This window comes from Levilactobacillus spicheri DSM 15429, assembly GCF_001435095.1.
In the GTDB taxonomy this organism is placed as follows: Bacteria; Bacillota; Bacilli; order Lactobacillales; family Lactobacillaceae; genus Levilactobacillus; species Levilactobacillus spicheri.
This window is the reverse complement of the sequence record NZ_AZFC01000012.1, coordinates 32,437-58,180: the sequence shown is the minus strand read 5'-3', so window position 1 is coordinate 58,180 and position 25,744 is coordinate 32,437. Positions and strand designations below refer to the sequence as shown.

Annotated in this window: 22 protein-coding genes; 10 read left to right on the top strand and 12 right to left on the bottom strand. The window is 54.9% G+C overall.

The annotated features are described in order from the left end of the window. Positions 1 to 191 precede the first annotated feature (191 nt). Positions 192 to 1,016 carry an ABC transporter permease subunit gene (locus FD37_RS02995; protein ID WP_082077997.1) on the top strand — a complete coding sequence of 275 codons (825 nt, stop codon included), beginning with the start codon at positions 192 to 194 and terminating at the stop codon, positions 1,014 to 1,016. Further along, the gene (locus FD37_RS02990) at positions 1,013 to 1,765 is read left to right on the top strand and encodes an ABC transporter ATP-binding protein (protein WP_056963345.1); all 753 of its coding nucleotides are present in this window, start codon (positions 1,013 to 1,015) and stop codon (positions 1,763 to 1,765) included. The genes FD37_RS02995 and FD37_RS02990 overlap by 4 nt, the downstream gene beginning before the upstream one ends. A gap of 490 nt (positions 1,766 to 2,255) precedes the next feature. Here the strand turns inward: FD37_RS02990 and FD37_RS02985 are convergent, their stop codons facing one another. Together FD37_RS02985 and FD37_RS02980 are read right to left on the bottom strand one after the other, a co-directional pair. Next, positions 2,256 to 3,128 carry an aldo/keto reductase gene (locus FD37_RS02985; RefSeq protein WP_056963343.1) on the bottom strand — a complete coding sequence of 291 codons (873 nt, stop codon included), beginning with the start codon at positions 3,126 to 3,128 and terminating at the stop codon, positions 2,256 to 2,258. A gap of 107 nt (positions 3,129 to 3,235) precedes the next feature. Further along, a complete protein-coding gene (locus FD37_RS02980) occupies positions 3,236 to 3,718 on the bottom strand; it encodes a GNAT family N-acetyltransferase (RefSeq protein ID WP_056963340.1) in 483 nt (160 codons plus the stop codon). Positions 3,719 to 3,851: 133 nt separating this feature from the next. On the opposite strand from FD37_RS02980, the gene FD37_RS02975 reads away from it, so the two are divergent. After that, positions 3,852 to 4,187 (top strand): ASCH domain-containing protein, encoded by a 336-nt coding sequence (locus tag FD37_RS02975; protein ID WP_056963508.1) that lies wholly within the window; start codon positions 3,852 to 3,854, stop codon positions 4,185 to 4,187. An 89-nt stretch (positions 4,188 to 4,276) separates the two neighbouring features. Here FD37_RS02975 and brnQ read toward each other — a convergent pair whose 3' ends face one another. Beyond that, positions 4,277 to 5,653, bottom strand: a complete 1,377-nt coding sequence (brnQ, locus tag FD37_RS02970) for a branched-chain amino acid transport system II carrier protein (protein ID WP_056963338.1) — start codon at positions 5,651 to 5,653, stop codon at positions 4,277 to 4,279. A 589-nt stretch (positions 5,654 to 6,242) separates the two neighbouring features. Between brnQ and FD37_RS02965 the strand changes: the two genes are divergently transcribed. From FD37_RS02965 to FD37_RS02955, 3 genes are all read left to right on the top strand, one after another. Further along, on the top strand, positions 6,243 to 7,577 hold the full coding sequence (locus FD37_RS02965) for an amidohydrolase family protein (protein WP_056963336.1): 1,335 nt from the start codon (positions 6,243 to 6,245) through the stop codon (positions 7,575 to 7,577). A gap of 184 nt (positions 7,578 to 7,761) precedes the next feature. After that, positions 7,762 to 8,895 carry an MFS transporter gene (locus tag FD37_RS02960; protein WP_056963334.1) on the top strand — a complete coding sequence of 378 codons (1,134 nt, stop codon included), beginning with the start codon at positions 7,762 to 7,764 and terminating at the stop codon, positions 8,893 to 8,895. 205 nt (positions 8,896 to 9,100) lie between these two features. Continuing rightward, positions 9,101 to 9,499 (top strand): aggregation-promoting factor C-terminal-like domain-containing protein, encoded by a 399-nt coding sequence (locus tag FD37_RS02955; RefSeq protein WP_056963332.1) that lies wholly within the window; start codon positions 9,101 to 9,103, stop codon positions 9,497 to 9,499. A 125-nt stretch (positions 9,500 to 9,624) separates the two neighbouring features. On the opposite strand, the gene FD37_RS02950 is transcribed toward FD37_RS02955, so the two are convergent. The 5 genes from FD37_RS02950 to FD37_RS02930 all read right to left on the bottom strand — a co-directional run bounded on the left by FD37_RS02950 (position 9,625) and on the right by FD37_RS02930 (position 16,799). Then, a complete protein-coding gene (locus FD37_RS02950; RefSeq protein WP_056963330.1) occupies positions 9,625 to 10,434 on the bottom strand; it encodes a Cof-type HAD-IIB family hydrolase in 810 nt (269 codons plus the stop codon). A gap of 160 nt (positions 10,435 to 10,594) precedes the next feature. Further along, positions 10,595 to 12,019 (bottom strand): hypothetical protein, encoded by a 1,425-nt coding sequence (locus tag FD37_RS02945; protein ID WP_056963327.1) that lies wholly within the window; start codon positions 12,017 to 12,019, stop codon positions 10,595 to 10,597. A 169-nt stretch (positions 12,020 to 12,188) separates the two neighbouring features. After that, on the bottom strand, positions 12,189 to 13,592 hold the full coding sequence (locus tag FD37_RS02940; protein WP_045806580.1) for an APC family permease: 1,404 nt from the start codon (positions 13,590 to 13,592) through the stop codon (positions 12,189 to 12,191). 303 nt (positions 13,593 to 13,895) lie between these two features. Then, entirely contained in the window at positions 13,896 to 15,758 is a 1,863-nt protein-coding gene (locus tag FD37_RS02935) for a bifunctional metallophosphatase/5'-nucleotidase (protein WP_056963325.1), read from the bottom strand. Between the two features lie 195 nt (positions 15,759 to 15,953). Then, positions 15,954 to 16,799, bottom strand: coding sequence for an alpha/beta hydrolase (locus tag FD37_RS02930; RefSeq protein WP_225436284.1), 846 nt, complete (start codon positions 16,797 to 16,799; stop codon positions 15,954 to 15,956). A 185-nt stretch (positions 16,800 to 16,984) separates the two neighbouring features. Between FD37_RS02930 and FD37_RS02925 the strand changes: the two genes are divergently transcribed. Beyond that, positions 16,985 to 17,677 (top strand): YjjG family noncanonical pyrimidine nucleotidase, encoded by a 693-nt coding sequence (locus tag FD37_RS02925; RefSeq protein ID WP_056963324.1) that lies wholly within the window; start codon positions 16,985 to 16,987, stop codon positions 17,675 to 17,677. 28 nt (positions 17,678 to 17,705) lie between these two features. On the opposite strand, the gene FD37_RS02920 is transcribed toward FD37_RS02925, so the two are convergent. Beyond that, positions 17,706 to 18,263: a TetR/AcrR family transcriptional regulator gene (locus tag FD37_RS02920; protein WP_056963322.1), complete on the bottom strand. Its 558-nt coding sequence runs from the start codon at positions 18,261 to 18,263 to the stop codon at positions 17,706 to 17,708. Positions 18,264 to 18,485: 222 nt separating this feature from the next. Between FD37_RS02920 and FD37_RS02915 the strand changes: the two genes are divergently transcribed. Both FD37_RS02915 and FD37_RS02910 read left to right on the top strand, forming a co-directional pair. Then, complete coding sequence (locus FD37_RS02915) at positions 18,486 to 19,337, top strand: sialate O-acetylesterase (protein ID WP_056963320.1); 852 nt, start codon at positions 18,486 to 18,488, stop codon at positions 19,335 to 19,337. Continuing rightward, positions 19,334 to 19,846 carry a PadR family transcriptional regulator gene (locus tag FD37_RS02910; RefSeq protein ID WP_056963317.1) on the top strand — a complete coding sequence of 171 codons (513 nt, stop codon included), beginning with the start codon at positions 19,334 to 19,336 and terminating at the stop codon, positions 19,844 to 19,846. Before FD37_RS02915 ends, FD37_RS02910 begins: the two co-directional genes overlap by 4 nt. Positions 19,847 to 20,191: 345 nt before the next feature. On the opposite strand, the gene FD37_RS02905 is transcribed toward FD37_RS02910, so the two are convergent. Together FD37_RS02905 and FD37_RS02900 are read right to left on the bottom strand one after the other, a co-directional pair. Next, a complete protein-coding gene (locus FD37_RS02905) occupies positions 20,192 to 21,427 on the bottom strand; it encodes an MFS transporter (protein ID WP_045806587.1) in 1,236 nt (411 codons plus the stop codon). Positions 21,428 to 21,633: 206 nt separating this feature from the next. Continuing rightward, a complete protein-coding gene (locus FD37_RS02900; protein ID WP_045806588.1) occupies positions 21,634 to 23,667 on the bottom strand; it encodes a right-handed parallel beta-helix repeat-containing protein in 2,034 nt (677 codons plus the stop codon). A gap of 169 nt (positions 23,668 to 23,836) precedes the next feature. On the opposite strand from FD37_RS02900, the gene FD37_RS02895 reads away from it, so the two are divergent. Then, positions 23,837 to 25,024 carry a helix-turn-helix domain-containing protein gene (locus FD37_RS02895; protein ID WP_056963315.1) on the top strand — a complete coding sequence of 396 codons (1,188 nt, stop codon included), beginning with the start codon at positions 23,837 to 23,839 and terminating at the stop codon, positions 25,022 to 25,024. A 164-nt stretch (positions 25,025 to 25,188) separates the two neighbouring features. Here the strand turns inward: FD37_RS02895 and FD37_RS02890 are convergent, their stop codons facing one another. Beyond that, the gene (locus FD37_RS02890) at positions 25,189 to 25,620 is read right to left on the bottom strand and encodes an NUDIX domain-containing protein (RefSeq protein WP_045806590.1); all 432 of its coding nucleotides are present in this window, start codon (positions 25,618 to 25,620) and stop codon (positions 25,189 to 25,191) included. Between the last annotated feature and the right edge of the window lie 124 nt (positions 25,621 to 25,744).

Genomic DNA, 25,744 nt, shown 5'->3' with positions numbered 1-25,744 from the left:
AATCAGGGCGCTTCACCGAAGGATCCACTTGCGGTGAGGCGCCCTTTTTTAGGTCCCTTTCTAAGAAATTCTTACCAAATTATTATGCGCAACCAATAGTTTCTGGCCACCAGGTTTTCTAAACTAAACACTAGTCAAACGGACGACCATCGTCCGCTTGTGTGACTGCGTTATTGGCTAGGAGGCTTTTCATGCAAAAATCAATGACTTATTCAACGCCCGCGGTGCCGCGCCCGCACCGCCAGCGACCCGCGTTAACGGCCGCCTTACCCTTTCTGTTGCCGGTCGCGGTCGTGCTGCTCTGGCAACTCGGCAGCAGTCTCGGCTGGTTATCCAGCAGCGTCTTGCCGTCTCCCTGGGCCGTCGTGAAGGACGGGGTGACCCTGACCCTATCCGGCGAATTACCGAAGAACCTGAGCATCAGTCTTTACCGGGCCACGGTGGGCCTGCTGATCGGGGGCGGCCTGGGGTTATTTCTGGGATTCATTAACGGGACGTCGCGGATCTGCCGTCTCTTATTGGACTCTTCCATCCAGATGATTCGGAACATTCCCCACCTCGCCCTGATTCCCCTGATCATTCTCTGGCTGGGCATCAACGAATCCGCGAAGATCTCGCTGGTGGCCATCGGGACGATGTTTCCGGTCTACATCAACACCTTAAACGGGATTCGCTCCGTGGACCCCGACCTGCTTGAGATGGGCCGTTCCTACAACCTGTCCCGTCACGACCTGTTCAAGAAGATTATCTTTCCGGCCGCGTTGCCCCAGATCTTAGTGGGGATTCGCTACGCGTTAGGGGTGATGTGGACAACCCTGATCGTCGCCGAGACCCTCTCCGCCAGTTCCGGGATCGGGTACATGGCGACCAACGCCGAAGATTACGTCGACATGGAGACGGTGGTCCTGTGTATCGTCATCTACGCCATTCTCGGGAAGGTCTCGGACCTGGTCGCCAAGGGCTTCGAGGCCCTCTTACTCGATTGGCAAACCACGAAAAGGAGTGAAGCCGCATGACCCAAGTTCCAGAAATCACGATTCACCAAGTCGCCAAACGGTATCAGACCCTCACGGCGTTGACCGGGGTCGACCTCACCATTTTTCCCGGGGAATTCGTCGCACTGGTCGGCATGAGCGGTGGGGGGAAAAGTACCCTGCTGCGCCTGATTGCCGACTTAGAGCAGCCGACGAGCGGGCAGATCCTCTTTGACCACCAGTCCCGCGAGGCCGCCGCTCCCGTGATTCGGGTGATGTTTCAGGAGGACCGCCTGTTGCCCTGGATGACGGTCTTAGAAAACCTGTCGTTCAAGAGCACCGATGCGAAAACGAAGGCGGCGGCCGTCCAATTATTAGCGTTGGTCGAGCTGAGCGACTACGCGGACGCCTATCCCGGTCAGTTATCCGGTGGGCAAAAGCAACGGGTCGCCCTGGCCCGCGCCCTGATGTCCCATCCGCAGATCCTCTTGTTGGACGAACCCCTGGGGGCACTGGACGCCCTGACCCGCCGTAAGATGCAGGACTTGATCCTGTCCATTTGTCGCCAGCAGCAGTTAACGACCATTCTGGTGACCCACGACGTGACCGAGGCGGCCCGGATGGCCAACCGCATCGTGGTCATGAAGGACCACACCAACCTGGCCGAATTCCCCGGCCCGCGCAACCCCCACGATGCCCGGGCGGTCGGAACCGTGGCCGAGGACGCGTTGCAGGTGATCTTGCACGAGACGCCCACCCAGACGGCCCAAGAGTTGAGTTCTGTGAGTTAGGTACTCGGAATACCGACATAACAGCCTAAACACTCCTCAATGTTCCCAGAAGCTCAGTCGTTTACGGCCGGGTAGTTCACTTTGACTTACGACGGACGAGCCGCTGAAATCAATCATGGTAAAGAATAAAGTCGGCCCAGTGAGAATCCGAAGATTCTCACTGGGCCGACTCATTTGTGGAGACTTATGTCACAGCCTCTTTTTTGATGATCCGCCCGGCATTTGACCTGCCTAGTGATGAGTTTGTCAGCGAAATGGTTTTGTTCTGTGTTGTGGTCGTGGGATTGGTTTGTTTACTTTAGTTAAAGTAATTTTTATGTATATACTTATAATCTTCCCAGTTTAATCCTTTTTTCGCTTACCCATCTTCCATAAACGATTAAAACCATGATAGTCACCCCAGGTCTCCCGTTGACCGGCCACTTACTGGCACGCAAAAAAGGAACCCAGGACCCTCGTCCCAGATTCCCCTAGTCGTTGCGTCTACCGCTTAACGGGCCTTGGCCGCCACGTCCGGCATGCCCCCGCCCAAATCAATGACGGTGGCTGGATCCCGGTGGTCAAAGAACGCCGACTCATGCCGGTCCAGCTGCGTGATCTGCTGCATCTCGACCGGTGACAGGTCGAAATCAAAGATGGCCAGGTTCTCTTCCATCCGTGCCGGATGAACCGTCTTCGCCAGGCTGACGATGCCCCGTTGGTAGAGCCAGCGGAGAACCACTTGGCCCACCTGCTTGTCGTGGGCCGCCGCGATGCGCTGCAACGTCTCGTTGGTGAACAGGTGATGCCGCCCTTCCGCGAACGGCGCCCAGGCCTCCGCCTGAACCTTCAGCTTCTGGTTCCACTGGTATTCATCCTCCTGTTGGAACCACGGGTTGACCTCAATCTGGTTGACCTGTGGGATGATAGCGTTGTGTTGCGCCAGGTCGACCAAGCGGTCCGCGTTGAAGTTCGACACGCCGATTGCCCGGACCTTGCCCGCCTGACGCAGGTCCTCCAGCGCCCGCCAGGACCCGAAGACGTCCCCGTAAGGCTGATGGATCAGGTAGAGGTCCAGGTAGTCAAGCTGTAGCTTCTGCAATGACTCCGTGAACGCCTGCATCGTCGCGTCGTACCCCGCCGAGCTGACCCAGACCTTGGTCGTCACGAACAGGTCTTCTCGGGCCACGCCGGATTCCGCCAAGGCCTCACCGACCTCGGCTTCGTTGCCGTACGCCTGGGCCGTATCGATCAACCGGTAGCCGGCCGCCAGGGCATCCAGGACCGCCTGCTTGGTCGTCCCACCGTTTTCGACCTGAAACACGCCGAACCCGGCGGCAGGAATTTGGACCCCATTACTTAATTCAAATGTGGGCATTGTCATGAAACTCACCACTCCTTTGGTAAAAACTTAGGCTGAACATATTTATGATAGCCCTTTCATCCCCAAAGGAACAGCTATTTAACCGGATAAATTATTATTTTTCGAAGTTATCCTAATGATTTAAGATAAAAACGGTCCATGGTGCCGTGACTGGCCACCAACAAGGGGCCCGGCAACCGGTGAAATCCCAGCTTTTCATACACGTGAATGGCGGCTGCTAGGCGATGGTGGGTCTCCAGGTACAGTTCCTGGTAGCCCACGGACCGGGCAAAGGCGGTGACCCGGTCGATCAGCTGATAGCTCAACCCGTGGCCCCGGGCATCGGTCCGCAGGTAGACCTTCTGCAGCTCCGCCACCCCGTGATCCGGGTCGTAAGCGGCACAGCCGGCACCCCCAACGACCTCGCCCCGCTCATTTTCGACCACCCAGTAATGCCGGTCATTCCGGGCGGCGTAGAACTGGGCCAGCGTGTCCAGATTGGCATCATCGTAGGCGGTCCCCGGAATATCCAGTCCGGCCGCTCGTAAATCGTCGCGCAAAATCTGCTTCATCGCGGGATTGTCCCGCGCTTCCATGGTTCGAATCAACATCTTTTTCCCTCACTCGCTTTCGTTTCACCGGTGACCCGCAATTCTGACACGCCCTGCCGACCCAAACGTCCACCCTCGTCTTATAATAAGAATTATAAGAACATCAAGAAGGACGGGGAGATCAATGACTACCATGAACATGCAACTCCAACACGATCAATTCATGTTGATTGAAAACAAACTCAAGACCATCGAGGTGCGGTTGAACGACGCCAAACGCCGGCGGCTCACCGTGGGCGATACCATCGTTTTCACGGACCTGCGGACGCACCGCCAACTCACCACCAAGGTCACCAGTCTTGACCAGTTTACGACTTTTCAGGCACTTTTCAACCGGTATTCCAGCCTGCAGGTCGGCAGCGGCCCCCAGACAAGCGTCACCCAAATGGTCCGCGACATGCACACCCTTTATTCGCCGGCGCAAGAACGCCAGCTGGGCGTCCTCGCCATCGGGATTGCCCCCCGTTAAGGACCCGAACCGCACCGCAAAAGGGGCGTGCCAGCATCGTCACGACGGTGTTGGCACGCCTTTTCAAGTTTTACCCAACCAATGGCCCCTTAACGAGGCTCCGATTTCGCACTGGCCACCGCCGTGCCGCGGGCCTTGACCCACAGCCAGCTACCAAGCAGGCCCACGACCATGAACGGAAAGAAGTCGAGCCCTACGCTGAACAACGGAATCGTCTGACTGGCCCAGGCATCGATGGCGTGGAACAGCGGCCAGTGGGCCCAGACCGGTGGCAGGTTATGAATCGCGTCCAACACCGCCGGCAGCAGCGTCAGCCAAACTGTCGTCCGGTAAATCACAGGGTTCTGCCCGATCCACCGGTGCAGGACCCCCAGGAAGATCAGTGCCATGGCCAGCGGGTACACGAAACTCAGGAGCGGCGTCGAATATTGAATGATCTGGGTCAGCCCAAGGTTGGCGATGCTAAAGGCGCCCAGGCAACTCACGGTCAAAAAGAAGTGGTAGCCCAACCGGGGAAACCGTTCGCCCCAGTCCTGGGAAAGCGCGGCCAGCATCCCGATACACGAGGTCATGCAGGCCAGGAAGGTGACGGCTCCCAGAATCGCGGTCCCGGCCAAGCCGGTGTAGTGGGCCATGATCTGGGTAAAGGCGGTCCCACCCTCGCTCGACAGGGACAGGTATTGCAGGCTGGAGGCGCCCAACGCGATCAGGCCCAGATAGATCAGGGCTTCCAGGCCCATGCTCAGCGCGCCGACCCGGGCGACCACCCGGGAGCGTTCCCGGACGTTGGTCAGGCCAAAGCCCTTGAGCGCGGCGATGATGGTGACCCCAAACCCCAGCCCCGCCAGGGCGTCCATGGTGTTATACCCCTGTAAAAAGCCGTTGATCAGGTTGCTCCCGGCGCCGGTCCCCGTGGCTGACCACAGGTGTAGGGTCCGCAGCTGCCCCTTCAGGACAAAGGCCATGAAGAAGATGAACGCCAACAGCGCCAGCAGGATGGGGTTCAACAATTTGCCCACGTAATCGGTGATCTTACTCTGATGGTACGCCAAGCCGTAGGCGATGCCGAAGAAGATCGCCGAGAAGATCAGGAGCCCGAGTCGGTCGCTTCCCTGCGGCAGAAACGGCTGAACGCCCATGGCAAAGGTCGTCGTGGCCGTCCGGGGCGACGCGACCAAGATGCCCAGCGTCAGGTGAATCAGGATCAGGAAAAACAGGGCGAAGTGGCGCCCCACCGGTAACGCCAGGTCGTAGGCGCTGTTACTGCGAGTCAGGCTAATGGCCAGGATCGACAGGAGCGGCAATAGAATAGCCGTGAGAAGAAATCCCAGGGTCGCGGCCCCCCAGTTAGCCCCGCTGAGTTGGCCCAGGTGAATGGGAAAGATCAGGTTACCGGCGCCGAAGAAGAGCCCGAACAACAGGGAACCTAAGATTAAATACTGGCGTTTCGTTAAGGATTTTGACATATTTTTGACCTCCATGGGGGCTACGGGACGAAAAAAGCGCCCCTAGCAAGTTCACTTGCTAAGGACGCGGTTCATCGCGTGTTACCACCTTAAATTTCTGACCACCTCACGATGATCAGCTTCGAAAGTCCGGCCGGCCGCTGCGCACACGGTCGGTGAGACTCCATTGCTGTAATGGGCGCATTCCCAGTGATCACTCCGGTTACCCGTCGCAATCACGACTTGTCGCTTACTTTCATCGTAGCTGGCGATTACTCCCGTTCCATTCCAGGGAGCTCCCTGTCAATCGCTGACCGGACTACTCTGCGACGCTTCGTCTTTAAAGATATCGGGACTGCCACGACTGGCAATCGCTTGATAGTGTCCATCTTACTCGGGAAAATGAGAAAGTCAATCGTTAAATGAGATTAATTCTCATTTTTAAAATAACCCTTGTTGCCGGAGACGCCACTGAACAGCCATCCCATCCTGGTCAGAAGTCACTTTTCATCGTCCACACAACGGCTGGTAACCGTCCCCGTTGCTTTGACTTGCTTGGCGTGGTCGGCATGGTATGCTGAAGCCATCCACTTTTTAGGAGGTTCGTTCCATGACATTTGCCCGGGTTTTTCAAGGCTCCCTGTTCACCGCCGCCGATGCACACACCGTCACCTTTCACCGTCAAGCGCTCCTCTGTCTCGACGAGGCTGGCGTCATCGCCCGGATCATTCCGACGACCGCGACCGACTATTCGACCGTTCGCCAAGCGGCGCAGAACCATGAGCGCCTGGTGGTTCTCGCGCCCAACACCTACCTGTTGCCCGGCTTCATTGATCTGCACGTTCACGCACCCCAGTGGCCTCAAGCCGGCCTGGCACTCGATCGACCACTGGCAGACTGGCTCAACACCTATACCTTCCCGCTAGAAGCGAAATACGCCGATACCGGCTACGCTCAGCGCGTTTACCAACACCTAGTGGCCGAGCTGCTGGCCAATGGGACCACCACCGCGCAATACTTCGGCACCATCCACCACGCGGCAAACCTGGTACTGGCGCAGCAGTGCGTCCGGTTAGGCCAACGGGGGTACGTTGGCCAGGTCGTCATGGACAATCCCGACCAGACCCCCGCGACCTACCGTTCAGCCACCGCCACTCTGACCGCGGACACCGAACGGTTTATTCTGGCCGTGCAGAAATTGGCCCAATCAAGCCGGACGACCCTCGTTCCGGTCATCACCCCACGTTTCATCCCTAGTTGCACGCCTCGAGCCCTCACCCTTCTCGGGCAACTAGCCCACCGCTACGCGCTCCCCATCCAAACGCACTGTAGCGAAAGTGTCTGGGAAGATCAGTATGTTCCCGCGCACTTCAATGGCCAGCGGGACACTGAGGTGTTGGAACGGGCGGGACTGCTCACCGCCAAAACCGTCGTGGCTCACGGGACGCAGTTGACGGCACCGGACTTTGCCCGGCTCCACCGCACCCAAGCGGCCGTCGCCCACTGCCCCATCTCCAACGCCTACTTCGGCAACGCCGTCTTTCCGGTCCAAGCCGCCCTGGATCACCAGGTGACGGTTGGCTTGGGGTCCGACATCTCCGGCGGCTTTACGCCGAGCCTCTACCGCAACATCCAACAGGCCGTCATGGCTTCCCAGATGCTTCAAGACGGAACCACGCCGACCCAGCCCACCGGACGGGCGGCCAGTCGCATCTCGGCTAAAACGGCCTTTTACCTGGCGACCAAGGGGGGCGCTCAGAGTCTCCACCTGAAGGCCGGCCAGCTTGCCCCCGGTTACCTTGCCGATTTTCAAGTGGTGCACGACCGGTACGCGACCGTTATGCCGACCGACAGTGACAGCGTCTTCGAACGCTTGATTTACCAGACCACCCCGGCCGAGATTCAGGAAGTATACGTCGGTGGCCGGTTGGTGCACCACCGCTAACCACGCAGTCTAACTGACTTTAACGAACCACTGCCACTTATTCCGGTGAATTTTCCCTTGTCACCGCGTCGGCTTCCGTGTATTCTAGAGTCATTATCTTCATTCCGATAGCGGGATTTTCCCGTCATGTTACTAGTGGAGCACTTCTACTAGGCTGGAATTAGCCTAAGGAGTGTTCTTTTTTATGCGCAAAAATGCCCAAACGATTCTAATTCTGCTCACCGCCATGAACCTTCGTCTCGCGGTCACCGCCGTCACGCCCCTCTTCGGGACCATCCAGCACGCGCTCCACGTTAGCGGGACGCTGCCCGCCCTGTTGGTGACCATCCCCCTGCTGTGCTTCGCCGCCGGTGCGATGGTCACGCCCCGCCTCAGCCGCCAGGTCGGTATCAAGCCCCTGCTGCTCATTACCAACGGTCTCCTGATCGGCGCGAACCTCTGCCGACCAAGTTCCCCCGGTGCGCTCGTGCTGGGTACCCTGCTCATCGGAGGCGCCATTGCCGTGTTGAACGTCCTGATTCCCATCATGATTGCACAAACGACCACCACCCCGACCGCCGTTTCTCGGTTGACCAGCGCCTATTCCGTCATCATGAACGGCCTGGCCGCTGGGGGAACGGCGGCCGCCATTCCCCTCGCACACTGGCTGGGCTGGGCCACCGTTCTTCGGCTCTTCGCCCTGCCCGCCGTCGTGGGCCTGCTGGCAGCCCTGGTGACTCCCGCCATTGCCACGCCCCCGACGACCACCTCCCAACCACCCGTATTCACGCTCTTACGCCATGACCGCCAGGCCCGCGGGTTGACCCTCTTCATGGGGCTCCAGTCCCTAATCTTTTACAGCCTGGTCACCTGGCTGCCCACCATTTTCCAAGCGCTGGGTGCGACCGCCGACCAAGCGGGCCAACTGCTCGCGGCCTTCCAATTCATTGGAATCCCCGCCGCCTTGGTGCTCAACCGCGTGACTAACGACCGTTGGCTGCTGACCATCCTGGCCGGCGGGTATCTGCTGGGGATGCTGAGCCTGGGGTGGTCCGGGCTCGGCTGGTGGCTCGCCGCCCTGCTTTTAGGCTTCACCTGTTCGCTGATTTTCAGTACCGCCCTGACGTGGATCGCCACCAGTAGCCCCGTTACCAATCAGGTGGCCGCCCGCTCCGCCGTGGCCCAGTCGCTGGGGTACCTCTTAGCCGCCGGGGGCCCGGTCGTCTTCGGGCGCCTCCACGAGTGGGGACACAGCTGGTCACCCGTCCTGCTAAGCTTCCTGGTATTGATGGGTCTGACCATCGCCGTGGGGGCGCGCGTGCTGCGGCAACGACGCTAACGGCGTCAATGCAGAAACGGCAACATTTTCTTAGCTTAAATGACTAAATTTTAGTTATTTTGGGGCGCAACTAGTTGCATTTGGGAGAATATCTTAAATGTGACAGGTTTTTAACAGCATAGTAACTGCCTATTAATCTGTTTGACACACTTCTCGCGTATGCTACTAGATAGTGAAAAGCAGATAATTAGGGAGTTTTTAATCCATGTCAAAAATCAAAATCAAACTAGCAACATTCTTATTACTCTTTGGCTTCTCCTTCGGGATGGCCACGAACGTGACGACGAGCCTGATGCCGCAAGCCACGACGACCGCTCAAGCGGCGACGCTTTCCGCGAGTCAAAAGAAGAAGATCGCCAAGATCAACGCATCGTTATCCAAAAAACAAAAAGCCGCTAAGAAGTGGATTGCCTACCGTGAATCCCGGTACAGCTACACCGCCCGTAACGGTCAATGTTACGGCCGTTACCAATTATTGAAGGCTTACCTGCACGGGGACTATTCACCCGCTAACCAGGAAAAGGTCGCCAACTCGTACGTGGCTGGCCGTTACGGTACCTGGACCAAGGCCAAGAAGTTCTGGCAAAGCCATCACTGGTACTAACCGCCCGGTGATACCCCCAAACGAACTTGCAACCCGCTAAAAAGCACCGTCAAATCGAGTGAGATTTGACGGTGCTTTTTGTATGGCCACCTGCAGCGGTGGCTGATCCCATCGCCTGCCGGGCCCTAGCGTAAAATGAGCGTTTCAATCGCATCGGCCACGCCCCGCTCGTAATCGTGGGGCGTCACGAGTTTGGCGACCCGTTTAACGGCCGGAATCCCGTTGGCCACGGCGACCGGCATGCCGACCTTGGTCAGCATCCCCAAGTCATTGGCGTTATCCCCGATGGCGATGATTTCCGCCGCACTCACGCCCAGTCGGTCGCCCAGGGCCAAGATGGCGTTGCCCTTGTCGACCCCGGCGTGGTTGACCTCCATGTAGATGCCCGAGGAATAGGTACAGTTGATCTGCTCAAACGCCGCCGTGACCGCTTGATACACGTTCTGGCGCACGGTCAGGTCCGGGTTCATGCAGATGACCTTCATGATCTGGTCGTCCTTGAACTGGCGAAAGTCGCCAACCATCTCGGTGAAGGCGACGCCCCGCGTGGCCAGGTAGTCCCGGTCATCGGCCCGGAGCCGGTAGATGTACAGGTGATCGAGCGTATACACGTGGATGTCCACGTCGAACTGCTGCATCAGCGTAAAGACCTGGGCGGCTTCGGCGTACGGCATGGCGTTGCTGACGATGACCCGGTTCCCCTGGTTCTCGATGACCGCGCCCCCGTTATAGGAGACCACGTACTCGTTGGGTTGCTGGTACAGGTGCAGCTGCTTCAGCAGGGCCTGCACGCTGAGAAAGCTCCGCCCGGTATTCGGCACGAACTTCACGCCGCGCTGGGTCGCCTGGGCAATCGCGTCAATGTTGGCTTGGGAGATACTGCCATCCTGACGCAACAACGTTTCATCCAGATCACTGGTCATAATTTTATACATACACAATCGCTCCTCAATCGGTCTTTACCATTCACTATACCATGCCCGGTTGGTGGACGACACGGGACCACGCGAAAAATTCCGGCGTCCGGGCACCGACCTCAACTGCCTAAAAAAAGCCTGGGCCTCCGCCCAGACTTTTCGTCATCGTTAACCGTGGTTACTCCGCAATCAGCTTGCCACCGCCGGTCAGGTGGTAAGTCTTGCCCTTGAGCCATTTGTTGGCTTGATTGCTCTTAGCATAGTAAACGTTGTGCCCGTTCGAGTGAATGTTCTTTAACGCCTGTTTGGTACTGATCAACGCGGTAATGTGCGAGTTCTTGGTGACCGACCAGGTGTTGGACCCCTTCAGCGTCACCGTCGACTTACCGGCCGTGTTGGCGGCGTTAATGGCCCCGGTGAAGGTACTGCCAGACGTCAGGGCGAGCTTCAGGGTACTGCCCTTGGCGATCAAGACGTTGCCCTTTAAGGTCTGGTTCTTGGCGGTCAGGGTCAGCTTGCCCCCGTTACTGCCACTGGTGTCCCACCGGTCGCCCGCTAGCCGAATCAGCGTGCTCGACGCATTGCTGAGCTTCACGTTGGTCAGATTGATTTTGGCCGTGGTGTTGGTCACGTAGAACAGCGCCCCGGTATGCTTAGACGTCCCTTTGGAGCCACTCTTGACCTTGGACGTTAAGTACCCGTTCGTCATGGTGAAGACCGACGTCCCGACCTCGGAATCTCCCGACATGCTTTGATACAACATGACGCCATTGTTACGGTAGCCGGTCAGCGTCGAGTTCTTCACCGTAATCGTGTTCGACCCCTCAATATCGGCGGCCTCGGCGCCGGTCGCCGTCCCGGTGACGTTGTTGGCGACAATATCACCGGTCGAGTACAGGACCGGCGACCCGTCGCCCGCCGTTTTGAGGGTCCCCTTGGTCAGCTGCACCGTCCCACCACCCCGGTCGGTCGCCAGGGCCGCGGAATGGCTGCCCTTCGTGGTAATGTTGGTGTTCGTCGCGGTAATCTTGCCCTTATAAGTGGCATCGAGTCCCCGTGAGGAACTCTTGGTCGTGTGGATCGTCGCATTCTTGACCGTGACCCGGGCATTGCTCCCGGTCGCAAAGACGGCGTTGGAGCCCACCGATTGCGTCGTCTCAGTCAGGTTCTTCAGGGTGCCCGTGCCCCCCTTCGTCACCAAGATGCCGGCGTTTTGGCCAAAGAAATTACTGTTATCGGTACTGGTGGTGTTGCCCGACTTGGTCACCCGCGACCCGGTCAGGGTGAGGTTCCCGCCCTTCTTCACGTAAACGGCCGACTGATTAGCGGTCGTTGCCTTCAGCGTTTGCTGGTTAAGGGTCTTTTTCCCGGTAACCGTGGTCTTACCGGAGAGCTTAGCACTGCTACTGGTCTGACCGGGGGCGCTGGTCCCGCTCGGTTGACTACCAGGCTTGCCACTAGGTTTCGTCTTGGCCTGGGCTTGGGGCGCCGCGGGGGCTTGATGACCCTGGCCCAACACCTGTGGGGCCGCGATCAGACCGCCAAGAACGGCAACGCTGGAGATAGCGATGGTGACCTTTTTTTTCGTTGATGAATTTGTCATAAAAGGTTCCTCCCTGAAAGTTTGATTGGCTTGGTAAAGCGCCTAGCTTAGGTATAGATGACGAACCTTAAAATCACCCGGCCATTCAAGAAAACTTAAGAAACTTGCCTAAATCCTAAAAAAAACGGGAACGGCTCGCCGCAATCGCGGTAGACGTTCCCGTTAGGTGTTATTGGTTTTGTTGTAACTTCGAGTGACGAATCCCGTACACGAAGTAGATGACCAGCCCTAAGACCAGCCACAGCCCCACCGAAATCTTGGTGATGTTGGGCAGCATGATGATGAAGTAGATGCTTGACAGCCCGGCCAGGATCGGCAAAAACGGGTACCACGGCATCTTAAAGCCCTTGTTGGGGATGTCTTTTCGTTTCCGCAACGGAATCACCCCAAAGGAGATGAAGGCAAACGCCAACAGCGTTCCGGCGTTGATCAACGATGCCAACTCGGTCAGCGGTACCAGTCCGGCAAAGAACGCCTGCACGATGGTCGCCACGATGATGGCGTTTTGCGGCACCGTGTGCTTGTAATTGATGGCGCCCATCTTCGCCGGCAACAGGCCGTCGCGGCCCAGGGCGTAGACCAGCCGGGAGCCCCCGAAGAACATGGTGATCATGGCCGTAAAGATTCCAATCAGAGCCCCAATCGTGATCAGCTTGTTCCAGGTGTTCAGGTGGATCACCTGCAACGCGTAAGCCGCCGGATCATCCACGTTTAATTGCGAGTAGTTCACGATTCCGGTCAGAACGAACGAGAAGGCCACGTATAGGACCACGGAGACCAGAACGGTCCCCAGGATGCCGCGCACCACGTTTTTTTCCGGTTCGATGGTCTCCGCGGAGTTGGCGGCCAACGCATCGAACCCGATAAAGGCGAAGAAGACCGTGGCGGCCGCCGTCGAGATCCCCCCGAGCCCAAACGGCGTGGTCTGGAACTGCTTAGGGTAAAACGGCACGTAGTTTTCGGTCTTGATGTAGAACGCACCCACCACGATGAACAGGATGATGATGGCCACCTTAATGACCACCGCAAAGTTCTCGACCTTCTTCGACAGGTTGGCCCCCTGCGAGATGATCAACGCAATCACCAACACGATCACCGTGGCCGACAGGTTGATGACCCCGCCTTCCATCGGGCCCGCCTGCAGCGCCTTGGGCAGGTTGATACCCAGCGCCGCTAGGATGTTGTTGTTAAAGTAGGCCGCAAAGCCGGTCGCCTCGGCCGAAACGGCCAGGAAGTATTCCAGGATCAACGCCCAGCCGAGGATCCACCCGACGATTTCCCCATAGATGACGGACCCGAAGGAATAGGCCGAGCCGGCTACTGGCATGGCCGAGGAAAATTCGGCGTAGGCCATCCCCACGATACCGGACACCAACGCTGCCAGCAAGAACGCCACGGCAACGGCGGGACCGGCATGCAACGCCGCCTCGTGTCCCGGCAGAATGAAGATCCCGGTTCCGATGACGGCCCCGATTCCCAACGCCACTAAGTCCCGCGCACGGAGAGTCTTGGTCAACCGAGCATCGGCCTTTAAATAAGTGCTAACTGATTCTTTTCTAAAAATGTCTTTCATGGCGGCACTCCTTGTCTGGTTAGTTTTATGTAGTCAATTTTCTAACTTTAATCTAATTGAATTGTAATTTCAAGGGGGATTTTGGATTTTGCTAAAATTCCTAGTAATCAAGCGCTATCAATATGTAAAACGATTTATGTTGGCTGATTGAAACGTCCACCCCTTAGCGTGCTTGGCGGTTAATTTCATGTCAACCGTTTCACTAATCCTTCCATTATTATTTGATAATAGGCTCGACCATCTTAAAAAACCTCCGAGAAAGTTTCTCGAAGGTCCGTTTTTCTCATTTTATACAATTGATGATTAAGCGGCCGGTGTCGTGACGGGAGCGACCGTCAGACTGGTGACCGGCGTAGCGTCTGATTGGGGCGTCTTGCGATCCGCTTTAGGGGCGGCAATGGTTTTTCCAGCCGCCTGCATGTCCTGAATGTACTGGACAAAGACGTCCGTGTCCGAGGCTAACGAGCCCACGACCGGCGTCCCTACGAAACCGTACTTGGCGTTAGTGTGCAGGAAGTCGTTGATGACGACCCGGTACTTGGCTTGCAGGTCCAACGGGGTGCCGTCGGTCTTAGTGACCCGAACGACGCGGGTTTGTTGGCCCTTTCCCGTGTAAGTATACCGTAATCCGGCAACCTGCAAAGCCCCTTTGGCACTGTATTGCTTGTTCAACGCATCGACGACCTGTTGTCCCGTCATTTCAATGATTTGCAACACGTTACCGAAGGGTTGCACGGCCTGCGCGGCGCCCCAGGTGATGTGCTTTTGCCCGTCGACCACCAGCTTCGAGCGCACCCCACCGGTATTGGTCAGGGCAAAGTCGGCAGGTTGGCCCTTCCGCTTGGCTTCGTACAGCTGGCCGTCCACCACCAGTTCTCCGATCGGGCTTTCGCCGTTTTGGTCGGACGTCTGGTCAATCGCCGCCGTCGTTGCCGCGGTTCCGATGACCGCGTTGATCTTCCCAGCGACCCGCCGGTTAGCATCGCGTACGATGCGGTCGACCCGCCGGTTGGTCTTGGTCAGCGGATCATCCTGCGCGGAAAGCACGGGGTACACGTGGGTCTCTAAGGTGCTGAACTTCCCGGTACGGGGGTTGATGTATCCCTGGGTATCGTCGTAGGCCCGGCTGCTCGACAGGGCTTGCACGATGCGGGTCTTGCCCACGACCGCGTTGGCGTATTGGTGGGAGTGGGCGGCCAGGTACAGGCCGACGTTGTTATCGGGGTCGATCCGGTTGACCTTTTGCAAGATGTTGACCGCATCCCCGCTGGTCTTCCCCTTCCAGGTACCGGCACCGGTATGGGCCATGACCACCACGGCCTTAACGCCCTTCTTGTTCAGCAGCTTGTCATACTTGGCAATGGTCTCGGCCTCGTCCAGCACCCGGTAATCCTTGTAATTTCGGGGATAGGTCAGGTTCGGCAGGTCGGTCGTCTCAATGCCGATAAAGCCGATCTTAGCGCTGCGACCATGGGCCCGTACCGTGCGAATCACGTAGGGCTGATAGCCGTAAGGTTGCTTGCCATCGGACTTCCGGACCACGTTCGAGACCACTTCCTGCATCCGGGTCGCCCGGTGTGGGTAGCGCTTGACGACTGAATCGGCATCCGCACCGGGCGACCCGCCCGTCAAGATCCGGTTGAATTCACCCAGTCCCCGGTCGAACTCGTGGTTCCCCAGGGTCCCCAGTTGAAAATGCATGGCCCGTAAGGCGTGCATGGTGGGTTCGTGGGCTAACAGGCTGGAATTAGCGGGTGAGGCCCCGACCATGTCCCCCGCCTGCAGCCGAAACGTATTCAACGAATGGTGGACCCGCAAGAACTGGCGTTGTGCCTGATTCAGGTACGCGGCCAAGCGGCTAACGTGCCCCACACCGTCGTACTTAACGTTGTTGATCCAGGCCATCCCCGTATTATCGAGCCCCCCGTGCAGGTCGTTAATGCCCAGGAATTGGACCGGAATATCGCGGCGGTACTGTCGCTGTGCGGTTTGAAACCCGGGTTCGCTCAACGCCGTGCGGTATTTATCCGGTTGCGCCGGCGCCGTGATTGGCACTCCGGTCGTCGCGGCGTGGGCCGTCGTCAGGTTTCCCAGGCCCCCCGTCACCATCAGCGGTACCAATAAACTCAGTAAAGCTTTTTGCAATCCATGTGATGTCGCTCCCATGAATAATCCTCCTCGTGTTCCCCGTATTTGATGGTACTTGCTCAGAATACCAAGGGAACCGGGGCGTCGCAATTCTTTACTGACTGCATTGGTCAGCGCTCCACCGGATTCGTTTGCTGATTAATCGTTTAATACTCAACCCCGGGTCAGGTCGCAAAAAAACGGCCCCGTCCACGATTGCGGACGGCGTCGTACTTAGGCCTTATTCCACAGGAACTTGATCAAGGTTCGATCGACCTGGGCGTTATGGTGCAACTTGCTGTGCTGGGCGTTACGCCCCTTAAATTGCTTGTCGCGGTAACTGAGCACCCGGTGTGCCACCAAATACCGGAGCGACCGGGACGAGTTGTTCGCGACCCGGCCGTCCGAGTCCGTGCCGTCTCCCAGGTCGCCGTAAATGTTCAGCACCCGCACCTGGTGCCACGGGTAGCGTTGCCGCAGCGCCAATAATTGCCGGTAGGCCGTATCCATCGGCGTGGGCCGCCCCGACTTGGCCAGGCGAATCCGGTGGGGCCAATCGCCCTCGCCCAGGACCCCATCATAGTGCCCGCCAAGCGAGACCTGCTTCTGCAATTGGGGCAGCTTGCGGTTGGTCCCGTTCGCCAGTAAGTAGTACATAATGGCCATGTTCCCCATCGAATGCCCCACCATGTTCATGCGCTTAAAGTGGTACACGCTTTGCAGCTTGCGGACCACGTTACGGGCCCAACGACCATCCGTTCGATAGTTAAAGTTGCGACTGTTGCGGTAATTGACCTCCACGATGGGGGTGGGTGACGTCGGGCGAAACTTCCCAATCAACTTTACCTTTCCCCGGGCCGATACGTCGGCGCGGATCACCGACTTGGTCACCTTGGCGTGCTTGGCCGCACCCACCATATACCGCTCGGCGTGATAACTGCTATCGGACCCGTGGAAAAACAGGGTCGGGACCACGTCCGCCGGAGCGATGGTGGCCGCCTGGGCCGCCGGAACCAGGCCCCAGATGCCCCAGCCCCCGAGACAGAGGGCGAGCACCAGTCGTCGTTTCAATGATTGCATCCTTTTCTGGCCTCCATGTTTCTGATCGTGCTAGCCTGAAAATGGACTAGTATCGTTCTTAGTGTAACAAGTCACGCCATAAAATGAAATGGTTGGCCGGCCATTTTCGGGCCTGAACCATCGCCAAGGTTGGGCAAAATATGATAGAGTTAATCCTAAGAAAAAAATTTAGGAGGCGACGGACCGTGCAGTATCCCGTCCTATTATTCGATTTAGACCAAACCCTGCTCGACACCGACCGCAATGCCCAGGAGGCGTTGCGGCAACTGGATTTGCCCTTTGACTTTGCCTTTGACCACGACCAATTGGCCTACTGGCACCGGCTTAACTGGGAGATGTGGGGGCAGCTGGAACAAAAGCAACTGACCCAGACCGAACTCGTCAACACCCGCTTCAGCCGCTACTTCGATCATTTTGGCATCGCCGTCGATGGCGTGGCCTGTGAGCAACAGTTTCAAGGCCTCTTCTTCGCCGAACACCACCTGATTGCCGGCGCGCGGGAGATTCTGGCTGCCCTGCACCCGCACCACCAGTTGGTCGTCATCTCGAACGGGTCACGGGCCAAGCAGCACCAACAGCTGGCCGCCGCCCACATCGAACACTACTTCGACCGCCTATTCTTGGCCGAGGAATTGGGCTACAGCAAGCCCGACCCCCACTTCTTCAAGACCGTTGAGGCCACGTTGGCCCCAGCGACCCCGTCCGACATGCTGGTCATCGGTGATTCCCTGAGTGCGGACATCGCAGGCGCTCACCAGGCCGACCTGGCCAGCGTCTGGTTCAATCCCGCCCATCAGGACCTCCCCGCGACCAGCCAACCGACCTACCAGATTCATCAGTTGACCGACCTCTTACCCTTGTTGGCGGCGCAAGACTAAGTAGTCCCCTAAAAAAACGTTTCCCCGGTCAGACGACCGGCGGAAACGTTTTTTGCGTCAGGCGGTCAAGCACTCCCGTCACCGCGAGATTCTGGTCGACGGCCACCCGAAAGACCGTCACCAGGCGACCGGCCAGCAGCTGGGCCGTGACCGGGTCCGGACACAGGTCTAATCGGCGAAGGTATTGTGCCAAGACCCGTTCGTAACCGGCCCACATCACCAGTAACCGGGTCTGCAGCGCAGGGGTCGCCCGCACCAGTTCCGGGTTGGCAAACAAGACGTGGGCGACGGAGGCGTGGGTGTCCTGTTGGGCCCAGCGGCGGACCCACGCCACGTAGGCCGGCCAGACGGGAGCTGGTCGGGTCTGCAAGAAGGCCACCAGCTGCGCCAGCAATGCACCCTCGCGGTCAAAGACCACCGCGTCCTTAGTGGGAAAATACTGGTAAAACGTCTTCTTGGCGATGTGACTTGCCGTGGCGATATCGGCGGTTGAGACCTGCTCATAGCCCCGTTCCTGAAATAACCGGAGGGCGTTCGTGATGATTTCCAACCGCTTCCGACGCTTATTTTCGAGTCGTTTTCCCAATGATGCCACCTCACTTTCGAGTAAATTGTAAAAGTTACTGAGTTACTTTATCATAATCAACCGCCATCTATTTACTGACATATTAGTCTTTATAAAAGGTTCCTTAGATACATTATACTAAATTCAGCCAACCCTCGCCTCTTTTTAGTCAGTCGTCCCTTGACGTTTAGCGCGCCAGTCTTTAAACTAAGTAGTCTAATTAGACTAAAAGGAGTTTTAATCATGAAATCAATTCTCATGGTGGGTCAATCGAACATGGCCGGTCGGGGCTTCCTGACCGCCGTTCCCCCCATCGTTAACGAAAACCTGTCCATGTTCCGCAACGGGCGCTGGCAACTCATGGCCGAACCGGTCAACTTTGATCGGGAGGTCGCGGGTGTCGGTCCCGCCCCGGCCTTCGCCCAGGCGTGGTCGCAAGCTCATCCGCATGAGCAACTCGGCCTGATTCCCTGTGCCGAAGGGGGAAGTGCCATCGCCGAATGGGGCCCGGACGGCCCATTGCTGCGTCACGCCATCCAAGAGGCCCAGTTCGCCCAGGAAACCAGCGACATCATCGCCATTCTCTGGCACCAGGGGGAAAACGACAGTCATGACCATCTCTACCGGACCTATCCACAACAGTTAACGGCCACGCTAACGCACCTGCGAACGGCCCTCAAGCTGCCCCACGTGCCCATTATCCTGGGTGAATTACCGGACTTCTTAGGCCAACAAGGCTTCGGCCTGAGTGCCGTGGAGGCCCCACAGATCAACGCCGCCATCCACCAGGTCGCTGCCGCACTGCCGCAGGCCTACGTGGCCACCGCCACGGGCCTCACGTCCAATCCCGATGGTATCCACCTGGACGCCCCTTCCCAACGGCGCTTCGGCTACCGGTACTATCAGGCCTTTCAAACGCAGGCTGACGTCACCGTCCCCGCTGCCCAGGAGGCGACCCAGGTGGCTCAACTGACCCAGTCCACGCCAACGCCGGCCGAACGGCAGTACCTAGCCAGCAAACGGTTCGCCCAGGGTCAGGGGACGTTTGCCGACTTCATCGCCGCCTACCAAGCGGCTCAGGAGGATCCGGCATGATCCCCTTTCTCATCCTGGGATTGCTGCAGCAGGGCGTCGGGTCTTACGGCTACGAGCTCCTGACCTACATGCGAACGCACCACTTCGACTACGTCATTCACTACACCAAGGGGTCGTTCTACTATAACCTGACGCAACTGGCGCATAAGGGCCTGATTCAGCAATTGCCCGCCGCGACGGCCGATGCCAAGGAGACCCGTTATCAAATCACGGCGGCTGGCGTGGCCGACTTTCGGCGGGCCTTTGCCCGGTTTGGTCGGGTCAACGATCCCACCCCGATGGCCTTCTACGTCGTCTTGCTCTTTGCCGACCAGGCCCCGGACCTGTTGCCCGAGCTCCTGCGGGGGCAAATCGCCACGACAGAAAAAAAGATTGCGCTGACCGAGACGTCACTGCGAGAGACGCCCAATCTTCCCAACCACTTTTCCCAGATTCTGACCAACACGGTCGCCCATCACCGCGCCAACCTGGTCTGGTATCAGGAACTGCTCGCGACCTATACCGACTAGTCCCAGTATTAACTGTGTCAGTAACCTTGAAGCCCACGTATGTCAATACGCATAGTACCATCAGTGGAAACTGTCGATTGCGGGCATCCTGTCATATCGTCTTAACTGCCACCTTATTAGAGTGACGTTGCTATTTTCCCGTGTTTAGTACGGAAGCACCAGCCGACAGAGAAACAAGTCAATATCACCACCATTTTCTGATCAACTAGCGGGACATGTTTATGTCACATCCGTTAATATACACCTGTCAAAGCAGTCACAGAGCGACAAGAAAGGGCCATCTCACATTTTCAACGTGGGATGGCCCTTTCATATTGATTAAACTTAAAGCAATAGCTGTCTGCCTTATTTAACCTTACGGATCATCAGAATCAGACCGGCACCAACCAGACACATCACCCCAGCCATTGGGAAGATCATCCGGTAACCCATGGCACCAATCACAAGTGACGCACAGATTGGACCGAAGACTTGTCCCAACGAATTCGCTAAATTCACAATTCCTAAGTCTTTAGCCGCGCTATTAGGATTTGGTAAAACGGTTACATTTAAGGCTTGATCGACCGAGTTGTACATCCCCATGGCAGCCCCACTTAAGCCGGCATAAACGAACATCGTCCAAGGGGCTGGATCGATGGCTGGAATTGCGACCCCTAATCCCATCGCCACCGTAGAAATAGCTACCAGCAGTTTTAGACTATGGAACTTATCAGCCATTGGGCCACCGATAATCGCAAAGGAAACCCCTGTAATGAGTAAAATAATCGACATAATTGATAAATTATGCGTGGCACTGGCGGAAGAGAGTTTCATATAATCCGTGAAAATATACAATTGATACCCTGTAATGATAAATTGTGCAGAAACAAAGAGCAATTTACCAAAAACAGCAAAGTAGAAATCTCGAACATCACCATGAATCGGGAAGGAGAATGCTTCAATTAGTTCGGAACCATGTAACTTAGGAACCTTTTCTCCCTTGTTACTCCCATCACCCACTAAGAATAACCCAATCAGTGTAAAGATAACTTCAAATACCATGAAGATATAAATACCACTATTAATGTTGGTAATGTAGCGGGAAGCAATCATCGTACCAACTGGCGTCCCAAAGTTCATCCCAACACCGTAAAAAGCTGAAATTGATCCACGGTACTTCTTTGGTGCCTTGTCGGCAATGAAGGCAACTAACGGCGCAACCATCATGTTCAGAGCTACCTGGAATAACGACCAGTTCAAAATAATTCCGGAAATCGTCGTAACCTTCGTTAGAAAGTAGAAACAGATTAAGGTACTGATCATCCCTGCGAAAATCCAAGGGTTCCGTTTCCCCCAACGACTCACAGTTCGGTCGGACAAGGCCCCTTCAATGATGTTAGCAATCGTGGCAACAACCATTGCAATCGTCGCAAGCAACGCAACAATTTGAACCTTTTGACCAGGTGCTATTTGCTGGATCTTAGCAGGCAGTAACGTTGAGTTAACCCCTAAATAAGGGACCAACCAACCTAAAAGTCCAAACAGAATCCCAAATCCTAATCTATAAGGAAATTTTCCCTTTTTTTCCACTGCATTTTCCATTATGATTCCTCCATATTAACGAACAATTCTACCGATCACCTAGCACCAATCCACTACATATTTTTATGTAAAAGGGTCCCCACTAGAGGTCACAACAACGATTGCTCCTTTCTAGTAAGAACCCTTTCGTATAACAACGAACTAAACTTTAATTTATGAAATGATCGAATTCTAAAGTGTAAGTTGATTCTAATTCGAAGCTGATTTTATTTAGTCCATAATGCCTTTTGCGCTGCTTCACCTGAAACGAACGGCCCAGGAACCGTGGATACGCCACGATGATTGCCAAAGTAATCTTGATTGAAGACGATGTCATCGCCTTGCGGGGTTTCATAACGTTGCTCTGGTTCAAACGCTTCACCCAACGTATCGGACGTAATAATCCCTTCGTAGTACTCACCCATAAGGTCATACAGATTCGTCTTAATGGTCGTCTTATCACCATCTTCAACTAATTCAAACGTCACCTTATCCGTTGTATTAATGAAGTTGTCCTGTTCCTTCTTCCAAGCTTTCGCACCGTTAAAGTACATATTCCCAGCAGCCCAGACTGGCAAATGGCCGAAATGCGCACTCATTAAATCATTCATGTCATTTTCTCTTGCGTACGTGCCATCGAGTCGTGCAAATGGTGCATACCATTCGTCATAGGTTGGATAATCATCGAAACCGTTGGTCCCAACTTGTTCAGTATCTTCCGGCTCACGGTCAACAACCGTCTCTTGATCTTTAGGCTCTACTGCCCAGTTTTGAACGAAGATATTGTTGTAGAATCGATCGTCCCCGTGCAAAATAGTCATGAAGCCCGCAACTTCCGTCCGATGTTGAATGTGATATGGCGTAAACCGTGGTTCCGTCTTACCAACACCTGGATAGTCCGTATTAGCCCCAATTGACGTAATAGATCCCAACATCAAGTTGTGAACACAGGCAACCCCTTCAGTTGCTAACCGAAGTGACGCCTTAGAAAGCAAGAGATTATTATCAATTAAGGTTGGTCCATGCCCCACTTCCACGAAGATATCCTGACTCTGCATGGCACCAACAATTCGAACCGCCGTACCATCCGGTGCATAGTTATGATCCAGAAGATTTTGAGTAATTCGAGTACCTTGAGCTTCCCAGTCGGTCCAAATACCCATGGTGCAATCATTGATATGGTTCCGACGAATAATCACATCGATTGCCGCGTGCATCTTGATACCGGCAATTTCAGCACCCGCCAATTCTTGCATATTGTTGATATCATGGATATGGTTGTCCTCAATTAAGCTGAAGACTCCACCTTGACGCCCAACAATTCCGTTTTGTTCACAGTGATGGATATTGCAACGACGAACAATGTGATGGCCAATATTTTCCTTTAACCAGCCATGATATTGACCCCGGCAAACTGCATCCCGTTCCATTTGAGTGGGACTCTTCACATGCTTGTAAGTAAAGTACTGGTCGTTGACTGGATCGCGATACTTCCCTAATGAAATTCCGGCACACCGACTATGACTGATATCGCAGTCTTCGATAATCCAATTCTTAGACCAGTGCGGGCCAATCATCCCATCTTGGTAAGATGCAGGTGGTGCCCAAGTCGTAGCGGCTTTATTGATGGTGAAACCACTAACCGTAATGTTATTAATGCCGGTTTCTTGAGGCATGAAGACTTCCCGACGAACGTTGATATCCACGTTTTCATGATTAGGATTCTTACCCTGGAAATTAGCATAAATAATAGTTTGGTCGGCCGCTTCATCTTGTTCGGTATACCACTTATAAATTGAGTTCTTCCGTTCCCATGACCGCCCGTACACTTTGGCTTCGAGACACTCTTCCAAAGAGGTCGTTTCGTAGAATTGACGGTCGTTCATGTAAACGGCTCCGGTATGCTTATCCACTGGACCAAAGTACCAATCACCCATCACATAAGTCGTGTAGGGGTTCCATGATCCAAATAATCCGTTGTCAATCCGAGCGACCCACACATTGCCTTGGTACTGTTTCCAGCTCTTAACTTCTTCCGCACCGGTAATTGTGGCCTTTAGCGGCTCCACACTGCGGTATGTAATCCGTGCATCGTCAGTTCCGCCATGAACTGGATTGACGTATTCACGATAGATTCCAGGGAAGACTAAGACTTCATCTCCTGGTTCAGCCACCTGTGCTGCGTGGTTAATTTGTTTGTACGGTGCTTCTTTAGTTCCGTTGCCATCTCGTGTTGCTTTTGCATCAACATAGATTTTCACGATGAATACCTCCCATACGTATTGTTTTCATGCGGATTACATAAAACAAACTCCTTTTATTGTTTATTTCACGTAACCGCTTACACGAATGAGTATAACGGCTTATAATAGTCTTAATTTGAATAAAACGGTCCTTTTTAGAAGATAAATTTAAAAATCAGGTGATCAAATGACGCTCGAACAGCTCTACATCAGCTCTTTAAACATCCCCGCCATTCAAATAAAAATTTTGAAGAATCTTTTCAAAGTCGAATTCAAAGCGGGCCGAATACTCTCAAATGCGTACATCACAATGCTAAAAAGCATTCCCCATCATGATAGTTTTGTTATCTTTCGTCATAGTCAAACGCTCTACACGTTTTGCTTCATCAAGTCCGGTACTGCCTACCTCATCGGTCCCGAAATCCTTAATTACACCCCTGATGACCAAGAATTTAATCAAGACTATAAAATCATTTACATGTCCAAACGGTTAAATACCACCATCTTGGAACGGGACCAATGCTACAAACAAATTTTATTTTTCTCCGAACTGATTCAGCATCCCGTCGATGAAACGACTATTGATGTCGCTTTTCAGAACACCAAAGCCTCTAACCAAATGAATAATATTATCACCACCGTCAATTTTGCTGATAAGGGTGTCCATATCAGTTACGTCTATGAACAAGCCTTAAAATCGGCCGTTATGTTGGGCGACACTTCAGCAATCCACGATACCCTCATTCGCCTGATTCATTCTGGGCGAATTGGAATTCTCTCGGATAAGGGACGTGTTCGCAGCGTTAAGAACTGGGGCATCATTTGCGTTTCCGTAACCTTACGTTCAGCCATTAAATCAGGGATGGATTACGATCAAGCCTATTCACTAAACGATGAGTACATCCGAATCCTAGAGCAACTTGGCTCTTTCGATGAAGTTATGCAAAAAATTGAAGAAATTTTAGTGGATATGGCAACCCGGGTCCAACACCTACACAACGTCCATCTTTCTAAGAATGTACGTTACGTCTACCAAACAATCGTTGACTCTCCTGAAAGTAGTCCAACGCCTAGTGAATTCGGCAACCAATTAGGAGTATCCCAGCACTACTTAGGAAAAAGTTTCAAAAACGAAATTGGCGTCACGATTACGCGGTTTAAGATTTTAATCAAAGTAAATCGGGTCATTCAGCTCATTCAGATCACCAATTTCCCACTATCGAGGATCGCCGAAGCCTTAAAGTTTTCAGACCAATCCCACCTCACACGTGAATTCAAAGACCTCGTTGGTGTAACCCCTAGCGCGGTCAGAAAGAATCCCCATCTTGCCGATGAGTGGTCCCCCTACCAATATCTTAAAATAAATGTTGGCTGAAGCGTTTCTCGCCCTATTTCGACTCTGCGGCTCTCTGTGAGGTATCAAATCCAGTCAATACTTTTCCGCTTCATCAAAAATCGGCCCAGTGAGAATTTTCAGATTCTCACTGGGCCAATTTACTTTATGGAATCTTTCGTCACTACCGGGCTTCATTCGTCCCTTCAGAGAGCCCCCGCGGGAATCCTCTCCGCCAGTTGGGCCGTCGCCAACCGCGCGATGGCGTTGAGGTATGGTAGCTTGGTCACCAAGCTGTCCCGGGAGACCCACTGGGGTTGGTACCAATTGTTGGCGCGCTCCTGATTCAACTCGACACTGTGAATCGTCAGGGGTTGATCCATGGCCAGCTCCGCCACAAAATACGTTTCGGGATCCCCGTGCCGCACCGTCTCCGCCAAGGGCCGGAGCTGGCCCGGCGTCAGGTGCAGGCGCAACTCCGCTAATAGTTCCCGTTGAACGGTCTCCGCGGCCGTCTCGTCCGTCAAAACGGCCCCGCCAGGAACCGTCCAATAGTGTTGGCCATCCTTAAACCGGGTAATTAATAAGACCGAATCCGTCGCTGCGTGATACAGAAAACACCGTGCCCGTGGTCGCATAATCCCTCACTCCTTTTGCGGTCTATTTTAGCGAACCTGCCCCCCTAAAAGCTACTAAAGCGACCGCGCCGGGTCAATTTTCAGTTTAAATGGTTTTACCAACTTACTAAAGTTGCCCCGTTTG

Excerpts from the sequence above, each read along its gene's own strand:
- brnQ (WP_056963338.1), bottom strand. The coding sequence starts at position 5,653 with ATGTCAAAATCCTTAACGAAACGCCAGTATTTAATCTTAGGTTCCCTG.
- FD37_RS02915 (WP_056963320.1), top strand. The coding sequence starts at position 18,486 with ATGAAATCAATTCTCATGGTGGGTCAATCGAACATGGCCGGTCGGGGC.
- FD37_RS02935 (WP_056963325.1), bottom strand. The coding sequence starts at position 15,758 with ATGGGAGCGACATCACATGGATTGCAAAAAGCTTTACTGAGTTTATTG.
- FD37_RS02980 (WP_056963340.1), bottom strand. The coding sequence starts at position 3,718 with ATGTTGATTCGAACCATGGAAGCGCGGGACAATCCCGCGATGAAGCAG.
- FD37_RS02945 (WP_056963327.1), bottom strand. The coding sequence starts at position 12,019 with ATGACAAATTCATCAACGAAAAAAAAGGTCACCATCGCTATCTCCAGC.
- FD37_RS02960 (WP_056963334.1), top strand. The coding sequence starts at position 7,762 with ATGCGCAAAAATGCCCAAACGATTCTAATTCTGCTCACCGCCATGAAC.
- FD37_RS02910 (WP_056963317.1), top strand. The coding sequence starts at position 19,334 with ATGATCCCCTTTCTCATCCTGGGATTGCTGCAGCAGGGCGTCGGGTCT.
- FD37_RS02975 (WP_056963508.1), top strand. The coding sequence starts at position 3,852 with ATGAACATGCAACTCCAACACGATCAATTCATGTTGATTGAAAACAAA.
- FD37_RS02965 (WP_056963336.1), top strand. The coding sequence starts at position 6,243 with ATGACATTTGCCCGGGTTTTTCAAGGCTCCCTGTTCACCGCCGCCGAT.
- FD37_RS02990 (WP_056963345.1), top strand. The coding sequence starts at position 1,013 with ATGACCCAAGTTCCAGAAATCACGATTCACCAAGTCGCCAAACGGTAT.
- FD37_RS02995 (WP_082077997.1), top strand. The coding sequence starts at position 192 with ATGCAAAAATCAATGACTTATTCAACGCCCGCGGTGCCGCGCCCGCAC.
- FD37_RS02895 (WP_056963315.1), top strand. The coding sequence starts at position 23,837 with ATGACGCTCGAACAGCTCTACATCAGCTCTTTAAACATCCCCGCCATT.
- FD37_RS02940 (WP_045806580.1), bottom strand. The coding sequence starts at position 13,592 with ATGAAAGACATTTTTAGAAAAGAATCAGTTAGCACTTATTTAAAGGCC.
- FD37_RS02905 (WP_045806587.1), bottom strand. The coding sequence starts at position 21,427 with ATGGAAAATGCAGTGGAAAAAAAGGGAAAATTTCCTTATAGATTAGGA.
- FD37_RS02930 (WP_225436284.1), bottom strand. The coding sequence starts at position 16,799 with ATGCAATCATTGAAACGACGACTGGTGCTCGCCCTCTGTCTCGGGGGC.
- FD37_RS02890 (WP_045806590.1), bottom strand. The coding sequence starts at position 25,620 with ATGCGACCACGGGCACGGTGTTTTCTGTATCACGCAGCGACGGATTCG.
- FD37_RS02950 (WP_056963330.1), bottom strand. The coding sequence starts at position 10,434 with ATGTATAAAATTATGACCAGTGATCTGGATGAAACGTTGTTGCGTCAG.
- FD37_RS02985 (WP_056963343.1), bottom strand. The coding sequence starts at position 3,128 with ATGACAATGCCCACATTTGAATTAAGTAATGGGGTCCAAATTCCTGCC.
- FD37_RS02955 (WP_056963332.1), top strand. The coding sequence starts at position 9,101 with ATGTCAAAAATCAAAATCAAACTAGCAACATTCTTATTACTCTTTGGC.